This is a genomic window from Paraliobacillus sp. PM-2 (genome assembly GCF_001368815.1).
Classification (GTDB): domain Bacteria; phylum Bacillota; class Bacilli; order Bacillales; family Amphibacillaceae; genus Paraliobacillus.
The window spans coordinates 185,992-210,913 of record NZ_CTEI01000002.1; the positions used below are offsets into that span (position 1 = coordinate 185,992).

General features: G+C 34.2%; 29 protein-coding genes. All 29 read right to left on the minus strand.

Features of this window, described 5'->3' with window-relative positions; translation table 11 throughout:
- Window positions 1-14: 14 nt before the first annotated feature.
- The 29 genes from flgG to BN1058_RS09845 all read right to left on the minus strand — a co-directional run bounded on the left by flgG (window position 15) and on the right by BN1058_RS09845 (window position 24,912).
- Window positions 15-917, minus strand: a complete 903-nt coding sequence (gene flgG / locus BN1058_RS09705) for a flagellar basal body rod protein FlgG (protein WP_090856644.1) — start codon at window positions 915-917, stop codon at window positions 15-17.
- 84 nt (window positions 918-1,001) lie between these two features.
- A complete protein-coding gene (locus BN1058_RS09710) occupies window positions 1,002-1,370 on the minus strand; it encodes a TIGR02530 family flagellar biosynthesis protein (RefSeq protein WP_090856650.1) in 369 nt (122 codons plus the stop codon).
- A gap of 26 nt (window positions 1,371-1,396) precedes the next feature.
- On the minus strand, window positions 1,397-1,846 hold the full coding sequence (gene flgD, locus BN1058_RS09715; protein WP_090856654.1) for a flagellar hook assembly protein FlgD: 450 nt from the start codon (window positions 1,844-1,846) through the stop codon (window positions 1,397-1,399).
- Between the two features lie 11 nt (window positions 1,847-1,857).
- On the minus strand, window positions 1,858-3,213 hold the full coding sequence (locus BN1058_RS09720; RefSeq protein ID WP_090856656.1) for a flagellar hook-length control protein FliK: 1,356 nt from the start codon (window positions 3,211-3,213) through the stop codon (window positions 1,858-1,860).
- A gap of 30 nt (window positions 3,214-3,243) precedes the next feature.
- Window positions 3,244-3,825 carry a MotE family protein gene (locus BN1058_RS09725; RefSeq protein WP_090856658.1) on the minus strand — a complete coding sequence of 194 codons (582 nt, stop codon included), beginning with the start codon at window positions 3,823-3,825 and terminating at the stop codon, window positions 3,244-3,246.
- A gap of 5 nt (window positions 3,826-3,830) precedes the next feature.
- Complete coding sequence (gene fliJ / locus BN1058_RS09730; RefSeq protein ID WP_090856661.1) at window positions 3,831-4,277, minus strand: flagellar export protein FliJ; 447 nt, start codon at window positions 4,275-4,277, stop codon at window positions 3,831-3,833.
- Window positions 4,277-5,572, minus strand: coding sequence for a flagellar protein export ATPase FliI (gene fliI, locus BN1058_RS09735; protein WP_090858220.1), 1,296 nt, complete (start codon window positions 5,570-5,572; stop codon window positions 4,277-4,279). The genes fliJ and fliI overlap by 1 nt, the downstream gene beginning before the upstream one ends.
- 7 nt (window positions 5,573-5,579) lie before the next feature.
- Window positions 5,580-6,311: a flagellar assembly protein FliH gene (fliH, locus tag BN1058_RS09740; RefSeq protein WP_176694492.1), complete on the minus strand. Its 732-nt coding sequence runs from the start codon at window positions 6,309-6,311 to the stop codon at window positions 5,580-5,582.
- The gene (gene fliG / locus BN1058_RS09745) at window positions 6,304-7,317 is read right to left on the minus strand and encodes a flagellar motor switch protein FliG (protein ID WP_090856667.1); all 1,014 of its coding nucleotides are present in this window, start codon (window positions 7,315-7,317) and stop codon (window positions 6,304-6,306) included. Before fliG ends, fliH begins: the two co-directional genes overlap by 8 nt.
- Window positions 7,318-7,329: 12 nt before the next feature.
- Window positions 7,330-8,934: a flagellar basal-body MS-ring/collar protein FliF gene (gene fliF, locus BN1058_RS09750; protein ID WP_090856671.1), complete on the minus strand. Its 1,605-nt coding sequence runs from the start codon at window positions 8,932-8,934 to the stop codon at window positions 7,330-7,332.
- Window positions 8,935-8,979: 45 nt separating this feature from the next.
- Window positions 8,980-9,288, minus strand: coding sequence for a flagellar hook-basal body complex protein FliE (fliE, locus tag BN1058_RS09755; protein ID WP_090856675.1), 309 nt, complete (start codon window positions 9,286-9,288; stop codon window positions 8,980-8,982).
- 22 nt (window positions 9,289-9,310) lie between these two features.
- On the minus strand, window positions 9,311-9,763 hold the full coding sequence (gene flgC, locus BN1058_RS09760) for a flagellar basal body rod protein FlgC (protein WP_090856678.1): 453 nt from the start codon (window positions 9,761-9,763) through the stop codon (window positions 9,311-9,313).
- Window positions 9,763-10,161: a flagellar basal body rod protein FlgB gene (gene flgB, locus BN1058_RS09765; RefSeq protein WP_090856680.1), complete on the minus strand. Its 399-nt coding sequence runs from the start codon at window positions 10,159-10,161 to the stop codon at window positions 9,763-9,765. Before flgB ends, flgC begins: the two co-directional genes overlap by 1 nt.
- A gap of 437 nt (window positions 10,162-10,598) precedes the next feature.
- Window positions 10,599-11,378 (minus strand): GTP-sensing pleiotropic transcriptional regulator CodY, encoded by a 780-nt coding sequence (gene codY, locus BN1058_RS09770; RefSeq protein WP_090856682.1) that lies wholly within the window; start codon window positions 11,376-11,378, stop codon window positions 10,599-10,601.
- Between the two features lie 69 nt (window positions 11,379-11,447).
- Complete coding sequence (gene hslU / locus BN1058_RS09775) at window positions 11,448-12,842, minus strand: HslU--HslV peptidase ATPase subunit (RefSeq protein WP_090858223.1); 1,395 nt, start codon at window positions 12,840-12,842, stop codon at window positions 11,448-11,450.
- Window positions 12,843-12,866: 24 nt separating this feature from the next.
- Window positions 12,867-13,412 (minus strand): ATP-dependent protease subunit HslV, encoded by a 546-nt coding sequence (gene hslV, locus BN1058_RS09780; protein ID WP_090856685.1) that lies wholly within the window; start codon window positions 13,410-13,412, stop codon window positions 12,867-12,869.
- Window positions 13,413-13,421: 9 nt separating this feature from the next.
- Entirely contained in the window at window positions 13,422-14,333 is a 912-nt protein-coding gene (gene xerC / locus BN1058_RS09785) for a tyrosine recombinase XerC (protein WP_090856688.1), read from the minus strand.
- Between the two features lie 323 nt (window positions 14,334-14,656).
- On the minus strand, window positions 14,657-16,735 hold the full coding sequence (gene topA / locus BN1058_RS09790; RefSeq protein ID WP_090856691.1) for a type I DNA topoisomerase: 2,079 nt from the start codon (window positions 16,733-16,735) through the stop codon (window positions 14,657-14,659).
- A gap of 121 nt (window positions 16,736-16,856) precedes the next feature.
- Window positions 16,857-17,768: a DNA-processing protein DprA gene (gene dprA / locus BN1058_RS09795; protein WP_090856694.1), complete on the minus strand. Its 912-nt coding sequence runs from the start codon at window positions 17,766-17,768 to the stop codon at window positions 16,857-16,859.
- Between the two features lie 117 nt (window positions 17,769-17,885).
- A complete protein-coding gene (locus BN1058_RS09800) occupies window positions 17,886-18,173 on the minus strand; it encodes an EscU/YscU/HrcU family type III secretion system export apparatus switch protein (RefSeq protein ID WP_090856697.1) in 288 nt (95 codons plus the stop codon).
- Complete coding sequence (locus tag BN1058_RS09805) at window positions 18,170-19,954, minus strand: hypothetical protein (RefSeq protein WP_090856700.1); 1,785 nt, start codon at window positions 19,952-19,954, stop codon at window positions 18,170-18,172. Before BN1058_RS09805 ends, BN1058_RS09800 begins: the two co-directional genes overlap by 4 nt.
- Window positions 19,955-19,972: 18 nt before the next feature.
- Complete coding sequence (locus BN1058_RS09810) at window positions 19,973-20,737, minus strand: ribonuclease HII (protein WP_090856703.1); 765 nt, start codon at window positions 20,735-20,737, stop codon at window positions 19,973-19,975.
- Between the two features lie 98 nt (window positions 20,738-20,835).
- A complete protein-coding gene (gene ylqF / locus BN1058_RS09815) occupies window positions 20,836-21,681 on the minus strand; it encodes a ribosome biogenesis GTPase YlqF (protein WP_090856706.1) in 846 nt (281 codons plus the stop codon).
- Between the two features lie 10 nt (window positions 21,682-21,691).
- Complete coding sequence (gene lepB, locus BN1058_RS09820) at window positions 21,692-22,252, minus strand: signal peptidase I (RefSeq protein WP_090856709.1); 561 nt, start codon at window positions 22,250-22,252, stop codon at window positions 21,692-21,694.
- A gap of 139 nt (window positions 22,253-22,391) precedes the next feature.
- A complete protein-coding gene (gene rplS / locus BN1058_RS09825) occupies window positions 22,392-22,736 on the minus strand; it encodes a 50S ribosomal protein L19 (RefSeq protein WP_090856711.1) in 345 nt (114 codons plus the stop codon).
- 133 nt (window positions 22,737-22,869) lie between these two features.
- Entirely contained in the window at window positions 22,870-23,604 is a 735-nt protein-coding gene (trmD, locus tag BN1058_RS09830) for a tRNA (guanosine(37)-N1)-methyltransferase TrmD (protein ID WP_090856714.1), read from the minus strand.
- Entirely contained in the window at window positions 23,604-24,125 is a 522-nt protein-coding gene (rimM, locus tag BN1058_RS09835; protein ID WP_090856717.1) for a ribosome maturation factor RimM, read from the minus strand. The genes trmD and rimM overlap by 1 nt, the downstream gene beginning before the upstream one ends.
- Window positions 24,118-24,525, minus strand: a complete 408-nt coding sequence (locus BN1058_RS09840; protein WP_090856720.1) for a YlqD family protein — start codon at window positions 24,523-24,525, stop codon at window positions 24,118-24,120. Before BN1058_RS09840 ends, rimM begins: the two co-directional genes overlap by 8 nt.
- 159 nt (window positions 24,526-24,684) lie before the next feature.
- The gene (locus tag BN1058_RS09845; protein WP_090856723.1) at window positions 24,685-24,912 is read right to left on the minus strand and encodes a KH domain-containing protein; all 228 of its coding nucleotides are present in this window, start codon (window positions 24,910-24,912) and stop codon (window positions 24,685-24,687) included.
- Between the last annotated feature and the right edge of the window lie 10 nt (window positions 24,913-24,922).

Consider the following 24,922-nt stretch of genomic DNA (forward strand, 5'->3'; position numbering starts at 1 on the left):
GCTCCATTCCTCCTTTATCGTTTCAAGTTAACTAATTCTTGTAAGATTTCATCTGATGTAGTAATAATTCTAGTATTTGCTTGAAATCCACGTTGTGCCGTTATCATTTCCGTGAATTCCTCAGCCAAATCAACATTAGACATTTCTAGCGCACCAGAAACAACAGTTGCTGAACCTTGATCTTCAGGAATTACTAAGTCATTGATGTTATTAAAAACACCATCATTATTTTCCGTAAAGACACCTGAGTTATTGGTTAATTGATACGTATTTGATCCACTTTTCTGCAAACCACCCGGATTGGAAAAAGACGCCAATCGTATTTGACCAGCTACTTGCACATTATTATTTTCATCAACATAATTCACTGTTCCATTACCAGAAATACTAAAACTAGCAGCGTTTTCTGGAATTTGAATGCGACTAAGATTTCCTGTAAGCTCTATATCACCGGTACCGTTGTCAGCTGCGCCTTCTCCAAGTAAATAAAGTCCGTTTGGATTCACTATATATCCGTCATCATCCAAATAAAAATTACCAGAACGGCTAAAACTAATATCTGAAGCTTCCAGATCTATATTTGCCGGATCATCTAAATCCCGTCCTAATACAAACATGCCATCACCTTCCAGTGCCATATCTAATGCTCTATTGGTTGTTTGGCGATTACCCTGTGTTTGAATATTGTCAATTGTACCAACCTGTGATCCAAGACCTACTTGTGAAGGGTTAATACCTCCTCGAATATTTGTTGGAGCCTGTGCACCTGACATTGTTTGACTCATCATATCTTGAAATGTTATTCGACCTTTCTTAAAGCCAGATGTATTGACGTTTGCAATATTATTACCTATCACATCTAACTTTGTTTGAAATCCTCTCATTCCTGAAATACCTGCATACATTGAACGTAACATGTATCATTCATTCCTCTCTTCATATAAGTTATAAAATGGCTGCTTCTATCAATCCACAGCTTACGGCTTCCCATAGGGTCCAGCCTAATCGATTACTATCGTTCCATTGATGTTTGTAAATATCCGACTTTGGACTTCTTTTCTGTCCAGAGCTGTTACTACCGTGTTATTTTTTGCACTAACAAGTAATGTTGCTTCATCTGTTATGACGAGTGAATCAGTAACCCCTTTTTGTTTCGCTTCATTCACTTTTTGAAAAATATTCTCCCATTTTGTTGGAGGAATTTGTATGTTTCTTTCATCTAATCGTGCTTGTGCATGCTTACTAATTTTAAGTGATTGAGCGTCTTTTAATACTGCTTTAAAATTTATCTTATTTTCATTTTCAAGAGGCGTATGGGGCTTACTCGGCAACAATACTTTCTGGTGAACCTGTTGGATACGATGATCCATAATAATCCCCTCTCTACTCTACTAACCTACTTATTTGATGAATGTTCAATTTTTATAATCTCATCTGTATAAATTTTTTGTCCATTTTCTAATTCTAAGACAGCAAAGCCATTTTTCTCACTTATAGCTGCAACTGAACTCGTTATTTTCTCTTTTGGCTCTATAATTTCTCCTGTCTCATCATCAAAATTATAAAATGTGACTTCTTTTCCAATTAAATGACTATATTGGATCACAGGTGAAACGGTTTGATTATTTACGAGACTACTAATGGATTTATTCATTGTCATCATCTGTTCTAAAGATGAAAAAGTAGCCATTTGTGAAATAAATTCCTTATCTTCCATCGGTTTTAAAGGATCTTGATTTTGAAGTTGAGCCATGAGAATTTTTAAAAATTCATCTTTTCCCAAATTCGAACTTGTTGAACCTCTAGATTGATTACGCAAATAATAAGTTGGATCAATAGATGGCAATGTTTCTTCACCTACACTTTCTCATTCATTAATAATTCTGAAAAGCTTACTGTATCATCCGAATCTTGTTGATCTTGATGTTCACTATTTTCGTCCTCTTGATGCGAAGAATTTGACATCTGATTACCGAATTCATTTTTTGCATCTTGTTGTGTTAATGGAAACTGTTGCGTCTCCTGTTTTTCAATCATTACTTGCTGAGGGGAAAACATATGTTTCAATTGTTGTAAATTACTTTCTAACGAATCTTTAGCCAATTGTGTAGTTGTAGTAATTTTTACAAGCATTTCCCCGTTTTGTTGAAGCATTTTAACTGTTATATCACCAAGCTGTTTTGGATTTAAGCGTAATAATAATTCATTTGTTCCTTTTGACTTTGAGAGGAACTGGCTGGATTTAAGGATGTTTTGAAATTTCTCTATCAATTCATTTTGTATTGCTTTGTGATTGTTTGTATTTGTTTGATTCATATAAACGATATACTGTTCTACTTTTGAGATGGATTGACCTGTCACATGAGAAATTGACGTATTTACTTGGTTTGCATCCCTGGCTTCATTTGAATAGTTAGATACCGCATTTTTAATCCATTTAGCAACGTCTGTTGATGTAACAGTGGCATTTGATTGATATGCTCCCTTAACTGCCCCATTAATTCGTTTATGGTAAGTATTCATTAATTGGTTCCAAATTTTTACTTTTGAATGTTTTTCATTTGATAATACTTCTTTCGTTACTTCTGAGGAAGTATGGTTTATCCCACTCCACTGCTTCATTAATTTTAACAATTGAACACTTAATTCATTTGTTGGCCCCTTATCATTCACTTGCTGAAGAACATTTTTAATTTGACCCCATAATTGTTCTGCTTTTTCCAATACTGTTTGACTATTATCAACTGGTTTTATTAACGTTTGAGCAAGTGATTGGTTCTGCACAGAAAAAAATTTTTCTGGCTTTGGTTCTTGGTCCATCATCGATTGTTGGTTATTGGTAATCCACCAATGTAATATAAGCGCATCTGTTTTTTTCGATGTGTCTATATTTAAATTTTTTTGAAGCAATGTTAATTCTTCCTGGCTTAGTTGTTCAGACAATTGCTCTAATTGCTCCGAATCAATTCCCAAAAGTTCTAAAAGTTGTTCTTTGTTCTGATCAAACTGTTTGATGAATTGCAATAAATCATGTTCTGAAGCATCTGTGTTTGTTAACAGCGTTCGAATGGAGGTAGATTTATTAGCAAGATCAGTATTTGAAATAACATCAAGTATGTCCCCAAAATTCCCACTATACTCTTGATTGGAATCAATTAAATTGTGAGCCGCATGTCGCTTTAAAGGCTGCATTAATAAAGTACCGATATTCACTTCTTTCACCTCCTCTCAAATATTTAATCTTTAATCTAATAGATTTTGTGTCAATTGAGCAGCAATCTCTGCTTGCATTTGACTTAGAATTTCCCCACGCTTTTCATCTTCCATTTCATTTAGTATTGCGGTTGTCATTTCTTGATTAACATTAGCTAGAATAGATGCCGCTCGTTCTGGATCCATTTCTTCATATGATTTAGTTAATTTTGGTAGGTTGACCATTTCATTGGCTTTAGTATCGCTAGTTTCATTCATTTGCTTTAATTGTTTAGTTAATGTAATAACTTCCTGGTTTAATTCATCAATTGTTTGTTCTTGTGAAGAGACTTCCGCTTCTAATGTTTCAATTTTATGCTCTTTTTCAGAGAGTTGACTTTCAACCTTTTTTTGCTCACGCTCGAATTCTTCTTCTTCTTGTGTTGTAACTACTTCAGACAAAAACGGAACCTGATTTGCAAGTTCCTTTGACTTCGTAATTACATCTACCCCCATTACTGATAAAACAATAAACAGAACAATTATGGCAAAAATGATCGGAACTACAATGACCAACAACCATTGAAAAAAACCAGCCTTTTTTTGTTTTGTTTTTTCTTGTGCTTGAGCCATTTCATTCACCTAATTTCATTCATTAAAAACTGTCTCATTGACGTTTCATCTAATTGCTTGGCTTCTTTATATAAAGCAATATTCTTTTCATCTAGTTGTTTTTTTTCAATAATTTTTTCAAATTTCTTTACTTCTATATGTGCATTTGTCAGGTTTGCTTGTTTTTCTTCCATTTGTGTTCTGGCTTGATTAACCTGAACTTGCATCTCGTTGATTTTATTTTTTATTTCGTCGATATAAGCATGATGGGTGGCTAATGTCGTTACTGTACCAGTTGATTGCAAATAGTAATTATATTGCACTTCAACTTCTTCTTTCTTTTTCAAGAGTTGATATAATCTTGTTGCGATTGTTTCAAATTGATCAACGGATTGTCTGTATTCCATTTGTGCTGTTTTTTTCAAGCGTTCTTGATGGAATAAGATTTTTTGGAAAGCTTGAATTCCTGCCATTAACTATTTCCTCCATACAACGTCGTTTTCATTAACTGAAGCGCTTCTTCTCTTGTAACAGAATCATGCATTTCTTGTTTTAAAAATTTAATTACTTTAGGATAAACCTGAAGGGCATGATCTACCGCTTTACTTGCTCCTTTTTTATATGCTCCAATTTGAATGAGTTCATAATTTTCTTCATAAGTTGCAAGAATAGATCGCATCTCTTGTGCTAATTGTTGTTCTTTTGTTGATGTGATTTGTGGCATCACACGACTTATTGACTTCAGTACATTAATCGCAGGGTACTGTCCTTGTTCTGCAAGTTTACGATCTAACACAAAATGCCCATCTAGAATCCCTCTTGTTGTATCTGCAATAGGATCATTTAAATCATCCCCATCAACTAATACCGTATAAAAAGCCGTAATTGTACCTTTAGCACTTGTCCCGGTTCTTTCTAACAGCTTTGGCAACATGGCAAATACAGAAGGTGGATATCCTTTAGTTGTTGGAGGTTCTCCTGTAGCCAGACCTACTTCCCGTTGTGCCATTGCAACTCGAGTAACAGAGTCCATCATTAAATTTACATTGTAGCCTTGATCTCTAAAGTATTCAGCTATTGCTGTAGCTGTATATGCACCCTTTATACGCATTAATGCGGGTTGATCAGATGTTGCAACAATGACAATTGATTTTTTTAATCCTTCTTCTCCAAGGTCTTTTTCAATAAATTCTCTTACCTCTCGTCCACGCTCACCAATTAATGCAATCACATTAATATCTGCTTCACTGTTACGCGCAATCATACCTAATAATGTACTCTTACCAACTCCGCTTCCAGCAAATATACCAACACGTTGGCCTTTTCCTACTGTCAACATGGTATCAATGGTTTTGACACCAATTTGAATGGGTTCTATGATTCTAGGACGAGCCAACGGGTTAGGAGGAGATTGGTCTGTATGATACGGTAATAAACCTTTTGGTAAGGGCGAACCATCTAGTCTTTTTCCAATAGCATCAATCACATTACCAATTATTCCTTTTCCTACTCTTATTGTTAAAGGAGCATTTGTTGCCTCTACTAAACTATCTGGACTTATTTCATTAATGGATGCATACGGCATAAGCAAAACATTTTGTTGATGAAATCCGACAACTTCAGCTAAAATTTTGGTTGAAGCGGAAGTATGTATATAACAAACATTACCAATACTTACGGAAGGACCAACTGATTCAATCATCAATCCAATTACTCGTTTTATTTTCCCGTAACGTTTATATAAATCAGCATGCTTCACACTTTCCATGAAATGTTCAAGATTCACAATCCATTTCCTCCAACAACGAATGTAACTGATCACGCAGGTTTTCTAGTTGCGTATCTATACTTGCATCTATTTTTCCTAGGGGACTTTCCATGATACAGCTCCCTTTTTCCAAAGCATCATCGGGATAAAAACTGAGTTCTACTTTTTCATCCACTATTGCAAAAAGTTCATCTTTATACTTTTGACAAATAAGGTAATCATTTGGATGTGCATGAATTTGAATGGTAGGTTGTTCTCTTGCTTCCTGCAAAACATCCTTTACTATTTCTATATACGCTTCTTTATCTACTAGAGATTGATGTATAATTTTCGTTGCTGCTTCTAAACTGATATTTAAAATAAATCGTTCATTTTGAGTTATCATTTCCGTTCTTTCATCCCTGGTGATATCTATTACTTTTTTCGCTTCTTTAATTAAGCTCTGGTAATTTAATAGACTTTCTTCTTTTCCTTGCTCAAATCCAGTTTGATACCCTTCTTCTTTTGCCTGCTCAACCCACTTTTTCTTTTCTTCTTCCCAAGCTTCTTTCTCTTCTTGGATCTGTTTACGCGTTTCTGCTATTAAATCTTGTGTTCTTTGTTTTGTCTCTTGTAATTCTTGCTGCGCTTCTCTCACTTGAAGCAATTTATCCTCATACGCCTTGTTTTCTTCATTGACAACCGTTTCTGGTGTATGAATAGGTCGTAAGCCAATTACTTTACTAGAAGGATTAAACAATAATATCATCTCCTCCACCACGAGCAATAACTATTTCGCCCACTTCTTCTAAGCGACGAATAGCAGAGACTATTCTAGTTTGCGCTTCTTCTACATCACGCAATCGAACTGGTCCCATAAATTCCATTTCTTCTTTAAACGTTTCTGCCATCCGATTAGACATATTATTAAACGCAACTTCTTTTACTTCATCACTTGCCACTTTTAATGCTAAGCGAAGATCATCGTTCTCAACTTCTCGAATAACACGTTGAATTGCTCGATTATCGAGCGTAACAATATCTTCAAATACAAACATACGTTTTTTAATTTCTTCTGCTAGTTCGGGATCTTGAATTTCTAATGCATCTAGAATCGTTCGCTCTGTACTTCGATCAACACCATTAAGTACTTCAACTACGGCTTGGATACCACCAGTTTGTGTATAATCTTGCGTAACAGTAGTAGATAACTTCCGCTCTAATATTTGTTCTACTTCATTGATTATTTCAGGCGAGGTAGAATCCATTAATGCAATTCGCTTGGCTATATCTGCTTGCATTTCCTGAGGAAGTTCTGAAAGAATTTGACCTGCCTGCTCTTTTTCTAAATAAGATAAAATGAGCGCAATTGTTTGTGGATGCTCATTTTGTATAAAATTTAATATCTGACCAGGATCAGCCTTTCGTGCAAAATCAAACGGTCTAACTTGTAAAGAAGAAGTCAACCGATTAATAATATTTGTTGCCTCATTTTCTCCCAAAGCCTTTTCTAACACTGTTTTTGCATAATTAATTCCACCTTGTGAAATATAATCCTGGGCTAATGCAATTTGATGGAATTGATCTAGAACATCTTCTTTTTGATCTGACTCAACTTTCTTAACAGATGATATCTCTAATGTTAATTTTTCTATCTCTTCTTCGGTTAAGTGCTTATACACTTGCGCAGAAACATCTGGACCTAATGATATTAATAAAATCGCAGCCTTTTGCTTACCTGTAAGTTGTTTGTTCCTTCCTACCATAAAGGTTTCCCCCTAATCTTCTGCAATCCAGCTTCGCAATAATTTAGCAAATTCTTCCGGCTTGTCTTTAGCCATTTTCTCGAGCTGTTTTCTTCTAATTGATGATTCTGTATCTGCTGGTTCCTCAATATTCGGAATTTCTATTTCTTGTTGTATGTTTACTTCTTCACTTACAACTTCATCTTCCTGTTTATTCTTCTTAAATAAGATAAGCAGAAGAACAATAATACCAATCAATAATATAGCACCTGTAACATAAACCCAAGTTGGTATCGCTGGTGTTACGGTGTGTTGCCCTTGCGTTTGTGTACCATTAAAAGTTTGAAATACAATAGAAGTTTTTTCTTGAGGATTAATATCCCCATATGGTTCAGCTACCGAAGTCGATATAATGGAATGTAATATAGAAGCAATACTTGCTTCTACATTAGCTTGTTCCTGCGCTGTTAATAATTCTGGTTCGCCGTTTGCATCAAGCGTTTCTTTTGTATTATCAACTGCAATTTGAATTCCTAAATCTCTTATTTTATATGGACTTTCCACAATTTCACGAGTAATAGAATCAAACTCATAGTTTATTGATTCTTGAACCATCTCATACTCTCCACTGTTTCCATCTTCTGAAGCAGGATAATTAGCTATATCGTCATTGCCAACCCCAGCCTCACCTGCTGCTTGGGCACCTTCTCCTGTATATGTTTCTGTAATGGTTTCAACACTTACAGGTAAGCCTTCTTTATCCTCTTGATTAACTGGTTCAACAATTTCTTCTATACGATTTTCCTGTGTAAAATCAATGTCAGCTGTAACCGAAGCAACGACCTTGTTCGCGCCAATCATCGTTCCAAGTAATTGCTGTACGCGACGTTGAATATCTCGTTCAATATCTTGTTTAATTTGTTGTTGTGTTGTGTATGTATCTCCGTTCGTAAAATTTGTTGAACCATTTTGATCATAATAGTTAAAGTTTTGGTCCATTATGACGATATTCTCTGTAGGAAGGTTAGGAACCGTTTTTGATACCAGGTGATAAAGTGAATTAATTTGTTTTTCATTGAATTGGTAACCCGGTGTTGTTGTTAAGACAACTGAAGCTGATGCCGTTTGTTGGTTCTCACTTATAAACACTTGCTCTTGAGGTAAATTAATCATAACGGTAGCATCTTCAATGCCAGAAATGCCCGTGATTAAACCAGCAAGTTCTGTTTGCATCGCATCTAATTTCATGACATCAAATTCGTTATCGGTCATCCCCCATGAAGTGTTTTCACTGAAAAATGAATAGTCAATGCTACCACTGTCAGGTATGCCTTGCGCAGCTAAGTCAACTAATAATGTATCCGCTTGATCACTTGGAACCATTATTGTTGAACCGGCATCTTTTAATTCATACTTTATACCACGCGTATCCAATTCAGCTTTAATCTGACCAATTTCTTGAATAGATAAATTATTATACAGCGCAACCATGTTCGACTTCGTTAACAAAAGTGTTCCACCTACGACAATGACGAGAAACAAAAGAATCATAGAAAAAAAGAACCCTTTTTGTTTACTTGATTTACCCTGCCAATAATCTATTATATTATTTTTATAGTTTTCTACTTTTTGTTTCATCCTTTGCCTCCATAAAGCTTAAAGAAACGCATCTTTCATTTTTAATTAAATTTGCATTCTCATTATTTCGTTATAAGCATCAACTGCTTTTTTTTGCACCTCAACTGCTGTATTCAACGTAATACTAGCTTTTTTAGCAGTGATCATTACATCATGCAAATCATCAATTTCACCGTTTACTAGTGCTTCTGTTTTTACATCAGCAGCTATTTGCGAAGCATTTAATTGATTAATTGCATTTTTTAAACTAGATGCAAACTGATGTTGTGCTTTTCCTGGTGATATTTTTGGTGAAACAGCAGTTTGATTAAATGAGTGTTCCACGAAGTTTGCAGCTTGTATACCAGTAGACATTTATTCACATTCCTTTCATTACTTATTTACCTATTTCCAGCGCTTTCATTAACATGCTTTTTGTCGCATTAATCGATGTCACATTAGCCTCATAGGATCTTGTTGCACTCATTAGATCGACCATTTCTTCTAATGTATCAACATTTGGCATTGCGACATAACCATCTTCATTCGCATCTGGGTGCGTTGGATTATATACCATAGTAAATGGTTCATCATCTTCAATAATTTTACCAACTTGAACACCCGATCCTACATTCGTAGTTTTTGTTGCTTTATTTAGATAGGAAGAGAATGAGGCTCCTCTTTCTTCAAAGGTAACCATTTTTCTTCGATAAGGTTCATATTCACCGTTTTCATTAATGGTGGCCCTTGTTGTATCAGCATTTGCAATATTTGAGGATATTGTATCCATACGCAAACGTTGCGCAGTCAGAGCACTCGCGCTCGCATTTAATGAATGAAAGATACTCATTATGCTCCACCTCCACGAATGACGGTCTGTAAGCTATTAAATTTGCCATTCAACCGATCTACTAGGGATTGGTAATAAATTTGATTTTTTGCCAATGCAGACATTTCTTTGTCTACATCTACATTATTACCATTGTGATTGTATTGTGTATTTTTACTTGTTACAATTTGGAATGATTGGGAAGTATGTCTGTTAAAGGTAAGGTGTTTTTCATTTGTGCGTTTTGCATGAAATTCATTACTCAACTCTTTATGTAAAAGTTGTTTGAAGACAACATCTTTTGCTTTATAATTTTCAGTATCAACGTTCGCTATGTTATTTGCTATTGCTTTGTTTTTAAGTGTCGAATAGTCTAGACCATTTTGAAGACTTGCAACTGTGCTCCCAAATAGCGACATATTTTGCACCTCCTAAAAAGTAACCCTCAAAAAATAGTATTTCATATCGAATATTGTAGATTAATTATTATCATGTGTCTATCCTATTTCTGCATAATCTGACTATAGTTGCAAACAAAAGATGAGATTTAAGACAAAAGAACCACGGTATTGTCCTGGTTTTCAGGAAGAAGAAACGGAGGAAAAATGTAGAGTTGTGTCTCTTTTAGTATTATTATTACACATATTAATCTAATTGGAAACTACCACATAAGCAATAATTTAAGGTTTTTTTTAAAAATAGATCATTTTACTCATTTTGTTAAAGGTTAAAAGATATCAATTATTATTTTATCTTATCTTTAATCTAGTTCCTTTATCTCCAAATGCAAATACACTAAAGGCTCTCTGTGTACAAAAAAAAGACGCTTCATTTAGAGCGTCTCTTAACAAGTTTATTAATTAGATTTGATTCGTTGTAATTCTACTAAGAACTTATTATTTAATACCTTAATATAGGTTCCTTTCATTCCCAGTGATCTAGATTCTATAACACCAGCACTTTCTAACTTACGTAAAGCATTTACGATTACTGAGCGCGTAATACCAACACGATCTGCGATTTTACTTGCCACAAGTAACCCTTCATTTCCGTCTAATTCATCAAATATATGTTCAATAGCCTCTAATTCACTATAAGAAAGTGAGCTTATCGCCATTTGAACCACTGCTTTACTACGTGCTTCTGTTTCGATTTCTTCCGTTTTTTCATGTAATATTTCCATGCCGACTACCGTTGCACCGTATTCAGCAAGTAAAAGATCATCCGTATTAAAACTGTCAGTTAATCTACTCAATATTAAAGTTCCAAGTCTTTCACCGCCACCTATAATTGGGACAATTGTTGTTAATCCACTTTTAAATAACTCGCGATTTTCTACTGGAAAAGCAGTATATTTACTGTCTATATCAATATTAGCAGTTGTTTCATTGATATGGAATAAGCTGTCTGTATATTCTTCCGGAAATTGTCTTTCTTCTAACATGGCTTTCATTCGTGCATTTTCAATCTGTTGATTAATAGCAAAGCCTAATAGCTTACCTCTTCTACTTACAACAAATATATTAGCGCTTATAATATCTCTTAAAGTAGCCGCCATTTCATTGAAGTTTACTGATTTACCCGTTGTTTTTTGCAAAATAGAGTTAATTTTCCTAGCACGTTCTAATAGTTCCATGATGTGCCTCCGTTCTCTTTTATAATCATATGTTATTGGATATTTATAAGTATCAGATACGTTGAAATTTTAGAGAATATATTGACTTAAATCTTTATTTTTAACAATTGTTCCAAGTTTCTCTTCAACATAGCCTTTGGTGATTTCAATCGTAGGCATGGTTACATCTGATGCTTCAAATGATAAATCTTCTAGTAATTTTTCTAGAATAGTATGAAGTCTTCTTGCGCCAATATTATCTGTGTCTTGATTAACTTCATAAGCAACTTTAGCAAGTTGTGTAATTGCCTCATTTGTAAACACTACATCGATATCTTCTGTTTTTAACAGTGCTTGATACTGTTTTAACAAGGCATTGGATGGTTCTACCAAGATACGTTCAAAGTCATCTATTGATAATTTTTCAAGCTCCACCCTTATAGGAAATCTCCCTTGTAGTTCTGGTATTAAGTCAGAAGGTTTAGCCATATGAAATGCACCAGCTGCTACAAATAAAACATGATCTGTTTTGACCGGCCCATACTTTGTGACAATGGTCGATCCCTCTATAATAGGTAAAATATCACGTTGTACACCCTCACGTGATACATCTGCTGTTTGCTCTGATTTCCCCGCAACTTTATCAATTTCATCTATAAAAATTATACCTGATTGCTCAACTTTCTCTAAAGCATCTTGCGTCACTTCATCCATGTCAATTAATTTTTGCGCCTCTTGATGTGTTAATACTTTTCTCGCTTCTTTTACAGTTAGTTTTCTTTTATTCTTTTTTTTGGGCATCAACGATCCAAGTGCATTTTGCATGTTCATTCCCATTTGTTCCATCCCTGAACCTTGTAACATATCAAACATATTAGCAGACTGCTCTTCTACTTCTATCGTAACAAACGTATCTTCTAATTCTCCTAATGCTAATTGATGTGCAATTTGTTTTCGCTTCGTTTGGATTTCTTGATTCGCTTCCTCAGCTTTTTCTTCTGATCCTTCTGAGGTTTGCTGATTATTAAATAGCATTTCAAATGGATTTTTCGTTTCGTTTTGTTGCTTTTTGGCAATAGGAACTAATAGTTTAACAAGGCGATCATTTGCATATTGTTTTGCACGCTCTTTCACTTGCTCCATTTTCTCTTCTTTCACCATTCTTATAGCCGTTTCTACCAAATCTCGAACCATTGATTCCACATCTCTACCAACATAACCAACTTCAGTGAATTTTGTTGCTTCCACTTTTATAAATGGTGCGCCAACAAGTTTGGCTAACCGTCTTGCAATTTCTGTTTTCCCAACACCTGTAGGACCAATCATTAAAATATTTTTTGGAACAATTTCATCTCTTATACTATCGTCCAATTTTGATCTTCGATAACGATTTCTCAGAGCAACAGCTACCGATTTCTTTGCTTGGTTCTGTCCAATAATAAATCGATCTAATTCTGCAACAATTTGCTTAGGTGACATTCCCATATCCACCCATATAACCTCCTTAAACTAATCAATAACCTCTAATGTTATTTGATTGTTCGTATATACACAAATTTCACCAGCAATCTCCAATGCAGATTGAGCAATGTCTTTGGCCGTTTTATCGCCACTATAACGCTTTAATGCTCTTCCTGCGGCTAACGCATAATTTCCACCTGAGCCTATTGCTAATATACCATCATCTGGTTCAATCACTTCTCCCGTTCCAGATACGAGAAGTAGCGTTTCTTTATTCATTACAATTAACATTGCTTCTAATTTCCGTAACACTTTGTCACTTCGCCACTCTTTAGCTAATTCTACTGATGAACGTTGTAAGTTACCATTAAAAGCTTCCAATTTCGCCTCGAATTTTTCAAATAATGTGAACGCATCTGCTACAGATCCAGCAAATCCAGCTAATACCTGACCTTTAAATAATTTACGGACTTTTTTTGCTGTATGTTTCATAACTACAGCATTTCCCATAGTAACTTGGCCATCACCGCTCATCGCACACTGGCCGTTATGTTGAATTGCAAATATCGTAGTCGCATGAAATTCATTGCCCATCCTATCACCTCAATTTCTTTTTGCTCTTGGATGACTATCCATATAAATAGAACGCAATCGATCCTTAGATACATGTGTATAAATCTGCGTTGATGAAAGATGCTCATGCCCAAGCAATTCCTGGACACTTCGAAGATCAGCACCTGCATTTAACATATGTGTAGCAAACGAATGTCTTAATTTATGAGGATGTAATTTTATTGTTAATGCTGCCTCATCCACCATTTTATTTAAGATTAAACGAATTCCTCTTGATGTAATGGGGGTTCCTTTTGCGTTTAAAAACAATGCTTCTGTTTTTAAATTTGATTTTTTTAATAGCTGTTTTCTACCAACATTAATATAATCAATTAAGGCCTTTGCTGCGAAACTTCCAAACGGAACATATCTTTCCTTTCGACCTTTACCTAAGACCAGTATCGTTTGCAAATCAAAATCAATTGCATCTAAGGTTAAATTAGTACATTCACTAACTCGGATACCAGTTGCATACATAATTTCCAAAATCGCTTGATTTCTCTGGCCCAACGGTGTGGAAAGATCACTAATGAAAAATAATTTTTCTATTTCCTCTTCATATAGAAAGTTTGGTATACGGTGTTTATCTTTTGGTAAAACAATTTGCATGAATGGATTATCACATACTATACTTTCTCTCTCTAAGTAAAGATAAAAACTTCTTAGACTAGAAATTTTTCGTGAAACACTGCATCTCGCTAACGACTCATTATATAGATAACTCAAATATAGCCTTACAGTTTGATGATCTATTTCATTTAATTGCGTAATCCCTTCAATATATAAAAATTGAAAAAATGCCTCTATATCTTTTATGTAAAAATCTATCGTATACGGTGATGCGTTTTTTTCTATTTGAAGATATGATCGAAATTCATGAAGCTGTTTATTTAATTCGTCCATTTTTACCCCCACTAAGCGATTAAAGCTTAACATAACTACGATAATCATGCAATAAATTTTACTAAATTGCCATAAAATTCTGAAATGTTATCTCTAGCAGTAATGATGGATGTTGTTCTGTAAAGTAAAATTACTTACCAATCGAAAATTATAGCCTGTTGTATTTTATATGTCAATCAATATTTTTATCGTTCTAAAAGAAAATTTTCACACTATTATGAGTAGTTATTATTATTCATATCCTTTTTTTCAACATTTCAATCATTCTTTTGTATAAACAATAAAAAAAAGAAGTTGTAAATAAACAACTTCTTACTAACAAATTATTTTTGAGGCTCTTCTTTATAATCACAAGCTGTACATTGTATTTGTACGCCTTTTTTAGATTTTTTCTCTACGAGTAAACTTTGGCATTTAGGACATGGACGAGAAATTGGTTTATCCCAAGATAGGAAATCACAGTCTGGGTAATTATCACACCCATAAAAAGTACGCCGTTTTTTTGATTTCCTTTCTACGATATTGCCTGTTTTACATTTAGGACAGTTCACGCCAACTTCTTTAAGGATTGGCTTTGTATTTCGACAGTCAGGAAAATTAGAACATGCAAGGAATTTACCGTATCTCCCCATTTTATAAACCATTTCATGACCACACTTTTCACAGTCAATACCCGCTGGCTCATCTCTAATTTCTACTTTTTCCATCTCTTCTTCAGCTATTTCTAAACGTTTTTCAAAACCTTGATAGAACTGATCAATAATTTCTACCCAATTAGTTTTTCCATCTTCAACAGCATCTAAATCGTCTTCCATTTTCACCGTAAAATCAACATCTATAATCTCTGGGAAAAATTCCCTTATTAAATCTATAACAATTTCACCAAGCTCAGTAGGTACAAATCTTTTATTATCTAATGAGACGTATCCCCTACGTTGAATTGTATCTAATGTTGGTGCATACGTAGAAGGTCTACCTATTCCTTGTTCCTCCATCGTTTTTACCAATCTTGCTTCAGTATAACGTGGAGGTGGCTGTGTAAAATGTTGATTTGGTTTAATATCCTTTGCCTTTACAAACATACCTTCTTCTAATTCAGGTAACAATCTATCTTCTTCTGTTTTATTGTCGTCTCTTCCTTCTATATATACTTTCATAAATCCTTTAAATTTAATTTTAGAGCCATTCGCTCTAAACGTCACACCATTTTGACCAAGATGAACGGTCATTGTATCCATAATTGCTGGCGCCATTAAACTTGCAATAAAACGATCCCATATTAATTTATATAGTCGATATTGATCTCGAGACAATACACTTTTTAATGAGCTTGGATCACGAAAAGCAGCTGTAGGTCGAATTGCTTCATGGGCATCTTGTGCACCTTCCGCATTTTTTTTCTGCTTTATAACACCAATATAATTATCACCGTATTTCTCACTAATATAACTCTTACCTTCTTGCTTTGCAGTATCAGATAGTCTAGTTGAATCTGTACGCATGTAAGTAATTAAACCTGTAATGCCGCCATCTTTTTTACCTAAATCGATCCCTTCATAAAGTTGTTGTGCTACCATCATTGTTTTTTTAGCTCTAAAATTCAATTTGCGTGCCGCCTCTTGTTGAAGAGAAGAGGTTGTAAATGGAGCAGATGGATTACGCTTTCTTTCTTTCTTTTGTACTTTATCAACTTTATACTGATCGCTGGTTAATTTGGCTTGAATCTTTTCTACAGCTTCTTTATTGGGTAGTTTTGTTTTCTTACCATCAACACCGTAAAAGATACCTTCAAAGCTTGAGGATTCTTTTATAAACATGCCATCAATAGACCAGTACTCTTCTGGTTTAAAATCCTTGATTTCTCTTTCTCGATCAATAATCATCTTCACTGCTACAGATTGAACCCGTCCGGCACTGAGCCCTTTTTTGACTTTCTTCCATAATAACGGACTGATATTATAGCCTACCAGTCGATCAAGAATACGTCTTGCTTGTTGTGCATCAACTAGATCCATATTAATTTTTCTTGGATGTTTAAAAGATTCTTTAATGGCATCCTTTGTAATTTCATTAAAAACAACACGACAATTAGAATTTTGATCAATGTTCAAACTATGTGCAAGGTGCCATGCAATTGCTTCACCTTCTCTGTCGGGGTCAGCAGCGAGATAAACTTTTTTAACTTTTTTTGCAGCAGATTTTAATTCTTTTAATACAGGGCCTTTCCCTCGAATCGTGATATATTTTGGACTGAATTCATTTTTTTCATCTACACCCATCTGACTTTTCGGTAAATCTCGAACATGTCCCATGGATGCTTTTACTTTATATTTTTTCCCTAAATAACGTTCAATTGTTTTTGCTTTTGCTGGTGATTCCACTATTACTAAATAATCTGCCATTTCTGTTCCTCCCAAGAGGGTTTCTTCTTTTATCTATTTGATAAATCTTCACTATTATTAAATACTTTTTACCATTTTGTCAAACGTTACTTTTATCTTTTTATTAAAAATAGGCTTTATTTTAGTCAATATTAGTCAACGTTAGACACCATTTTTCTTTCATTTGGTTCCAATCTTGAACTAAATCATAGGTATTTTGTACTAACTTTGCGCCATCTTGAATCATTTTATGACAACCTTGGGTTTGGGGTAACCAAGGAGTACCAGGGACAGCATATACTTCCCTTCCTTGTTCTAAAGCTTGATCAACAGTAATTAAAGAACCACTTTTTTCTTTGGCTTCAATAACAATGGTCCCAAAACTTAATCCACTAATAATTCGATTTCTTTCAGGGAAATGATATCGTTTTGGTGGTGTATCAGGAGGGTATTCAGAAATAACTAACTGATTCGTAATTAAATCATAAAATAAAGCTTCATGTTGTTTAGGATAAATATGATTAAATCCACTTCCGAGCACAGCAATTGTTTTGCCATGATAATAGGTGGCCAAATGGTGTGTGTATCCATCAATTCCTAATGCCATCCCACTTACAAACAGCCAATTATCTTTTACTAATGGACCTAATATATCAAACATTTTTTTCTTAGCCTCTTTAGAAGGATATCTTGTACCTACAACACTCAAAGCAGGTTGATAATTTAATAAATTTGAATCCCCAAGTCCATATAGTACGATTGGTCGATCAGGAATACATCGTAAAGCAGAAGGATAATTTTCATCTAATATTGTCCAAACATGATAGTCATTTAAGTCATTTTTCACTTTACTTAATAAATCTTGATCTCGGAGATAAGAAAATAACTTATTCGCTTTATCTTTTGTAATGTGAAGTAAAGTTTGCATGTCTGTTGGAGTCCATTCGTAGAGGGAATGTAAGGTTGGATCTTGTTGTAAGAAACGGTGAATCAGAGGTCTTGAAGTATAGCAAACACGATGGAGATGGATTAAACGAAAACGCGTTTGTTGCAATAAATTTCACTCCTATTCTTTGGAACAACTCAACATCCTAATCATGCAATGTCGAGTTGTTCAACATACTATCTTTTCAATAGTTTCATTGTATAAAAATGGTAGGTGTTTGTCTATCTATTTTTTTCTTTTTATATCTGTGTGTTTATCAACTTGATAAATAAAAGCAAATACTTCTGCTACTGCATGATATAATTCTTCAGGTATTTTTTCATTGATATTTAATGTTGCTAGAAGCTCTATTAAATTATGATCTTGTTGAATAGGAAGTTCAGCTTTTTGCGCTTTTTCAATAATTTGTTGTGCAATTAAACCTGATCCAGTTGCAACGACTCGTGGAGCTTGATCATTTTGTTCATCATAACTTAGAGCAACTGCTTTTTTTCGTTTGTAATGGTCTGTCATATCCGAATATCCACCCCTACTTTAGTAACGGTATGATCCTTTTTTTTCATTATTTGTTGCTCTATCCTTTCTGTCATCTGTTTAAACTGAACTGACAATAATTGATATTCTTTTCCTGCTAATCCATTTTGCAGCATTGGTTTTAACGAATCTATAAATGGAATAATTTCTGGGTGATGATTATAAACAGAAAGATTAATTTTACGATTTATAACAGACATATCAATGCATGTATCCCCTATTTTTTCTAGTGATATAAAGAAAACGATATGGCAATAGTCTGGATCAATTTGATTACTTTCGTTTTTTTTACTTTCCATATCAATAAATATATCATGCTTTGATTCAAGGAAACTTGGCAGTTGGATGCTCGTTTGAATAAATGCACCTTCTTCTTGCACACTTGTAATCTGCAATCCATTAATGGTATGAACAAGTTGTTCAATATCTTGTTGTCCAACTGTTGACGTATGTACTGTTTGCAAAAGCAACTGTTTTAGCGAATAGTTTTGTTTTGAATTAGTTGCATCGTCCTTCAATAATTGGTATTCATCTAATATTCCGGAGAAATTTAGAAAATGCTTTAATTGTAATAAAAATTGATCTTTAAGGCTTAATGTGTTGTTTTTTGTCGAAGATAATAGTTCTACTACTTTATTTTCTATCTGTTGAGATAATTGTTGATCAGCTAAATTTTTTATTTTCTGCACAATCGATTCAATGTTTTTCCAATTTGAATCTTGTTTCCAGTTATGAAACGTTTCTCTTTCAACTTCAGATAGAAACATTGAAATCTTTGTACGAAGATGGTGCTTCTCTATAAATGCTTGTAATTGTTGTTGTGTTCGAATTTGTGCTGAAGGATTTTCTTCTAATTTTATCATGACTTGCATTAGTTTCTTAAACTGTGAGATTTGTTGATCTGTCAAACCTAACTGCTTGGAAAAAACTGTTCCTAACTTTTCACCAATATAACTTTCTCCATGCCGAACCATCATTGACTGCAACTGATTTTTTATCTCTTTTGTTTGATTTATATCATAATGCTCTGCTAGTATACCTGTCTGCTTTAACGTTTGTAACAACACAGTTTCTTTTTGATCAATTTGTTGATTAATTAAATAGATAATGTTTTTTATTGACCAATTATTATTCGACTTATTTAGCATGCTTTCGACACGAGTTAATACTAATTGTTTATCTTTAACCAAGTATTCACTTGCCTTTAGCTGTTGATATACTTGTTGAAGTTGTTGTCGTAATGAGTTAGTTTTAGCACTAGTTAATGATTTATAGATAGAAGAGGTAATTGGTAATTGATTTGCCATCATCTCAAGCAAATAGGGCATTGATACATTTTTGTTGTTTGCGTTTAATTCTAATGCTTGTCTTAAAGATTCCGGAATAAAGGTAATTTGTGTTTGAACTACCTTTTGAACAAATATTAAATTTTCCTTTGTTAGCGGTAAATGCAATTGCTTTAATAAAGAAGACGCTTGTTGCTCTAGAGATTGCCTATCTGACTTTTCGAATAGAACTTTTAGGTGCAACAATTGATCATTAGTTTGCACTTGAAACCAATAGTTTTTGTTTAATTTAAGACCTGTTTTTAATTGTGCAACAACCTTTTGCTCTCCAAGTTGAATCATTGCTCGTTGATCAGGATAAATTTCTATCACTTTTCCTGATAGTATTTGGCCTAATTTTAATTTATTAGGCTTTACTTGAAGCGTAGTCGTTGACAATTGTGCGGAAATTAAATTAGATGAATAGATAGACAATTTGATATTCCTCCTTCCTTATTTTTTAATCGGAGCAAAAGATTGTCGATGATAAGGGGTAATTCCATAATTTTTAATTGCATCCAAATGTGCTTTTGTTCCATATCCTTGATTTTTTTCAAAGTCATAATTGGGATATTGATGATGCAACTCAGCCATAATATAATCACGCTTTACTTTCGCAAGAATACTCGCTGCTGCAATGCTAACACTTTTTTGATCTCCCTTAATAATAGAATCTGACGAATAGGGTAGATCAGAAAGATCCATTGCATCAATTAATAAATGATCTGGCTGCTGCGAAAGTCCTCCTATCGCTTGTTTCATTGCTTTGATTGTTGCTTGATAAATATTAATTTTATCAATTGTTTTATTGTCTATAATACCGAAGCTATAGGAAACGGCTGCTTTCTGTATTTTTTCATAAAAGAACTCTCTTTTCTGGCGAGACATCTTTTTTGAATCATTAATACCTGGTAAATAGCATGTTTCATCTAATACAACCGCTGCTGCAACAACAGGACCTGCTAAAGGACCACGTCCCACTTCATCAATGCCAACTACAATTTTTTTTCCCTCAGCATGGCACTTTCGTTCGTAAGTCATCATTTGATTAAATTGATCTTTTAATTTTTTCTCTTGCTCTAATCGTTTATAATATTGATTTAAAGCTATTTGTACCCCTTTTCGTTTATCTGTATGAAGTAATTGTAATTGTTGTTGTGTTAATACATTGTCTACCAGTGACTGTTTTATTTCTTTTACTGATTTCTGACTAGCCATACTCTATTCCCCCATTTAATTAATTTATCGGCATACTGCTAAAAAAATAAAGACACCCAAAAGAGGGATGTCTTTGTCTTTTATCTATAAACCTATATTTACTCAGGGAGTTCTAATGAAATCCGACCGATTTTTCCATTTCTTAAATCTCTAAGAATAACATCAGCAGTTTTTTCTAATTGAACATTCCCACCACTTTCGATACAACCTCGTAAACGGCCGATACGCTCCATTAAAGTATGTACATCTTCACTATCCTCTTTTACCTGATAACGGGACATTAACATTGAGTGATAATAAGTGCGTAGATAGTTTAAAGTATAAACAGCTACCTCTTCTAGTGGTAATAATTGATCTTTTATCGTACCAATTGCAGCTAATCGATAGCCAACCAGTTCATCCTCAAATTTAGGCCATAAAATCCCTGGTGTATCTAATAATTCAAAATCTTTTTTTACTTTAATCCATTGCTGACTCGTTGTAATACCAGGACGGTCACCAGTTTTAGCAATTTTTCGTTTCGCTAAACGATTAATTAACGTAGATTTCCCAACATTAGGAATCCCTATAATCATTGCACGTGCTGGTCTTGGACGTACTCCTTTTCTTTTTAGACGTTCCATTTTCTCCTGTGCCATTTGTTTTGCAACAGCAATCACTTGTTGTACGTCTTGTTTTTGAGAAACATCTACTGCCACAGCAGGTATATTTTTTTCTTTATAATAAGTTAGCCATTTCTCTGTAGATATTGGATCTGCTAAATCATTTTTCATTAGAACATACATTTTTGGTTTTTGGTTTAACACTTGATGAAGCATTGGATTTTGTGAGGATAATGGCGCTCTAGCATCAACAAGTTCAATAACAAAGTCCACTAACTTTAGTTTTTCTTGTACTTCACGTTTTGCTTTTGCCATATGCCCTGGGAACCACTGAATTGTCATTGTTTACCTCCTAATCATTCACCATATCAAATCGATCTAACGGCCAATAAATCATTGACGCATTTCCCACTAATTGATTATATGATATGTATCCAAGCATTCGGCTATCTGTAGAATTATTGCGATTATCACCTAGTACTAATAAATGGTCTTCGGGAATCACTTTGAAATCTCCAGGTATATCGCTCATTGAAAAATCCATTGTATATCTTTCGTTCTTTTTTAAAGACGCCTTTTGTTGCTCTAAAAAGGGTTCTGCTACTGCGTTTCCATTAATATATAATGTATCATTTTTTATTTCTACTGTTTCTCCTGGTAAACCGATTACTCTTTTTATATAGTCCTTCTGTTTCGTAGCATGAAATACGACAATATCAAATCTGTTTGGTTCACTTATTTTATAATTTAATTTATTTACAATCATATGATCTCCATCATGTAAATTAGGATACATAGAAGGACCATCTACAACAATTGGTGCGAATAAGAATGTACGAACAATAAATGCTAATAAAACTGCTATAACCAATGCTTTTAGCCAATCAAACCATTCGCTTTTTTTCTTGGCCATTTCTGTTTCCTCCAATACCAATTGCGTTAATTTTTTTATCTATTATAGATTATTTTAATTAATTAACTGTTATGAGTGTTTCTCGTTTCCTCATTAAGAAAAAGGAGCTTGACAAAGCAAGCTCCTTTTACAATCATGATTAGCGAATTTCTTTGATTCGTGCAGCTTTACCACGAAGATTACGTAAATAGTAAAGTTTCGCACGACGTACTTTACCGCGACGGCTAACTTCAATTTTATCAATACGTGGTGAATGTAATGGTATTGTACGTTCAACACCTACACCGTAAGAAATTTTTCGCACAGTAAATGTTTCACTAATTCCACCATTTTGGCGCTTAATGACAACACCTTCAAACACCTGAATACGTTCACGGTTACCTTCAACAACCTTCAAGTGAACTTTCACTGTATCACCCGGACGAAAATCAGGATGATCTGTACGAAGTTGTTCTTTTGTGATTTCATCAATTATATGTTGCATCTTGTCACACTCCTTCCAAACCAATGCTCTTATCAAATCGTTACTAACAGCGGAACATCGTTTATACGACCTAAGTATTCACTTAAGCACAACAAGTAATATATCATAATTTTATAGATACTTCAACTATTACTTAGTATTCTTTATTAAATTCATCAATCCATGTTTTTTCTTGGGGGGTTAACGGATAGCCTTCTAACAAATCTGGTCTACGCAACCACGTTCGTAAAAGGGATTGTTTATGTCGCCAAGTTTCAATATTTTTATGATTTCCGGATAATAACACTTCAGGAACTTTTAATCCGCGAAAATCTGCTGGTCTTGTATAATGAGCGTGCTCTAGTAAACCCGTTGAGAATGAGTCTTCCGGTGCTGATTGTTTATTACCTAAAACACCAGGTATTAAGCGTGCGACACTATCTATTACAACCATTGCACCTAATTCACCACCTGTTAAGATATAATCTCCAATTGATATTTCATCTGTAACAAGTTCTTGGCGAATACGTTCATCATATCCCTCATAATGACCACAAATAAAAACGAGTTGTTCTTCATGTGCAAGCTCCTCAGCTTTTTTTTGGGTGAATCTTTCACCTTGTGGACACATTAAAATAATGCGTGGCTTTTTCTTATGTTTAAATTCTAGATCGTCAACAGCATCAAATATTGGTTGAGGCATTAATACCATGCCCGCTCCCCCACCATATGGGTAATCATCAACCTTATTATGTTTATTAGTGGTATACTTGCGAAAATCGACTGTTTGATAAGAAAAGGCACCACTTTCTTGCGCTTTTTTTAAAATGGAATTGTTCATTACACCAGTGAACATCTCAGGAAAAATCGTTAATATATCAACATGCATTATTCTAGCAGCCCTTCCATAGGTTCAATTACTATCTTCTTGTCATTAACATCAATTGTCTTAACAACATCAGCAATGTATGGCAAAAGAATATCCTTCTGACTCGGACGCTTTACTACCCATACATCATTAGCACCTGGTGAAAGTATCTCTTTGATTTCACCTAGGGCTTCACCCTTACTAGTATATACCATGCATCCAATAATCTGATGATAATAATACGTTCCTTCATCAAGTGGTTGAAGCTGATTCTCATCTATAGTTAACATACATTCTTTAAACGGTTCTACATCTTCGATTGAGTTATAGGATTCAAACTGTAATAGATCAAACTGCTTGTGTGTCCGATGATTTTTTATGGTTAATGGAAGTGGCTCCTTGTCTGTATTGCCTATCAAATAAAGAACATTCCCTTTTTCAAACCGCTCTTTAAAATCTGTAATTCTTACGACTTTCACTTCACCTTTAATACCATGCGTATTAACTATTTTTCCAACATTATATCGTTTTGGTTTATTCATTTTTTTCACCCACCTCGTGTATACGTATAATTATGCCATCTTTAACTACAATCACTTGATCTGTTATCACTTTATTCCATTCCATTCCTACCTCTACATCAACAAGTGCTTGTACTTCTCTTTCTTCTATTTCACTTTCCAGTGGTAATGTATGTATTGCTTCTAATTGATGCTGTATATGTGCCTGCTTTTCTTTTCTATTATCTATTTCTTTTTGAAACTTAACTTTAACTTTTTGCCTATCAAGTGGTTTTTGGCGCTCCATTCGCTTTTGTTCGAAACTTAATTGCTGACATTCCTGTTCAAGCTGATCGATTCTTTTTTTGAACTTTTTTGCTAGTAGTGACCTGCTCATTTCTGTTACGACTTGCCTCACTTTAATCTGTTTAATAATTTGCATGGATGCTACCTCTCTTTATTTAAACATGTTAAGTATGGTTTAACCGTTTTTAGGTATTTATTACTCATTCAGGACACTTAGAGCTGAACATCTTTAGAATTTCATCTTTATCACTTAGTAAAGAAAAACAGGGAAAGGTATTTTGCTCCCCTCCCTGTTTTACATAATGTCAAGAAAAATTCTTTTTTTCGAATCTGAGTTTGCTGCGTAAACAACGGTACGAATTGCTTTAGCAATCCGACCATTTTTACCAATTACCTTACCAACATCTTCAGGATGAACCGTAAGATGATAAATCATCTTATTTGATTCTTCCCTTACCTCTACTGAAATCTTATCTGGATTCTCAACTAACGGTTTGACGATGGTTTTAATTAAGGCTTCCATGTTATCACAC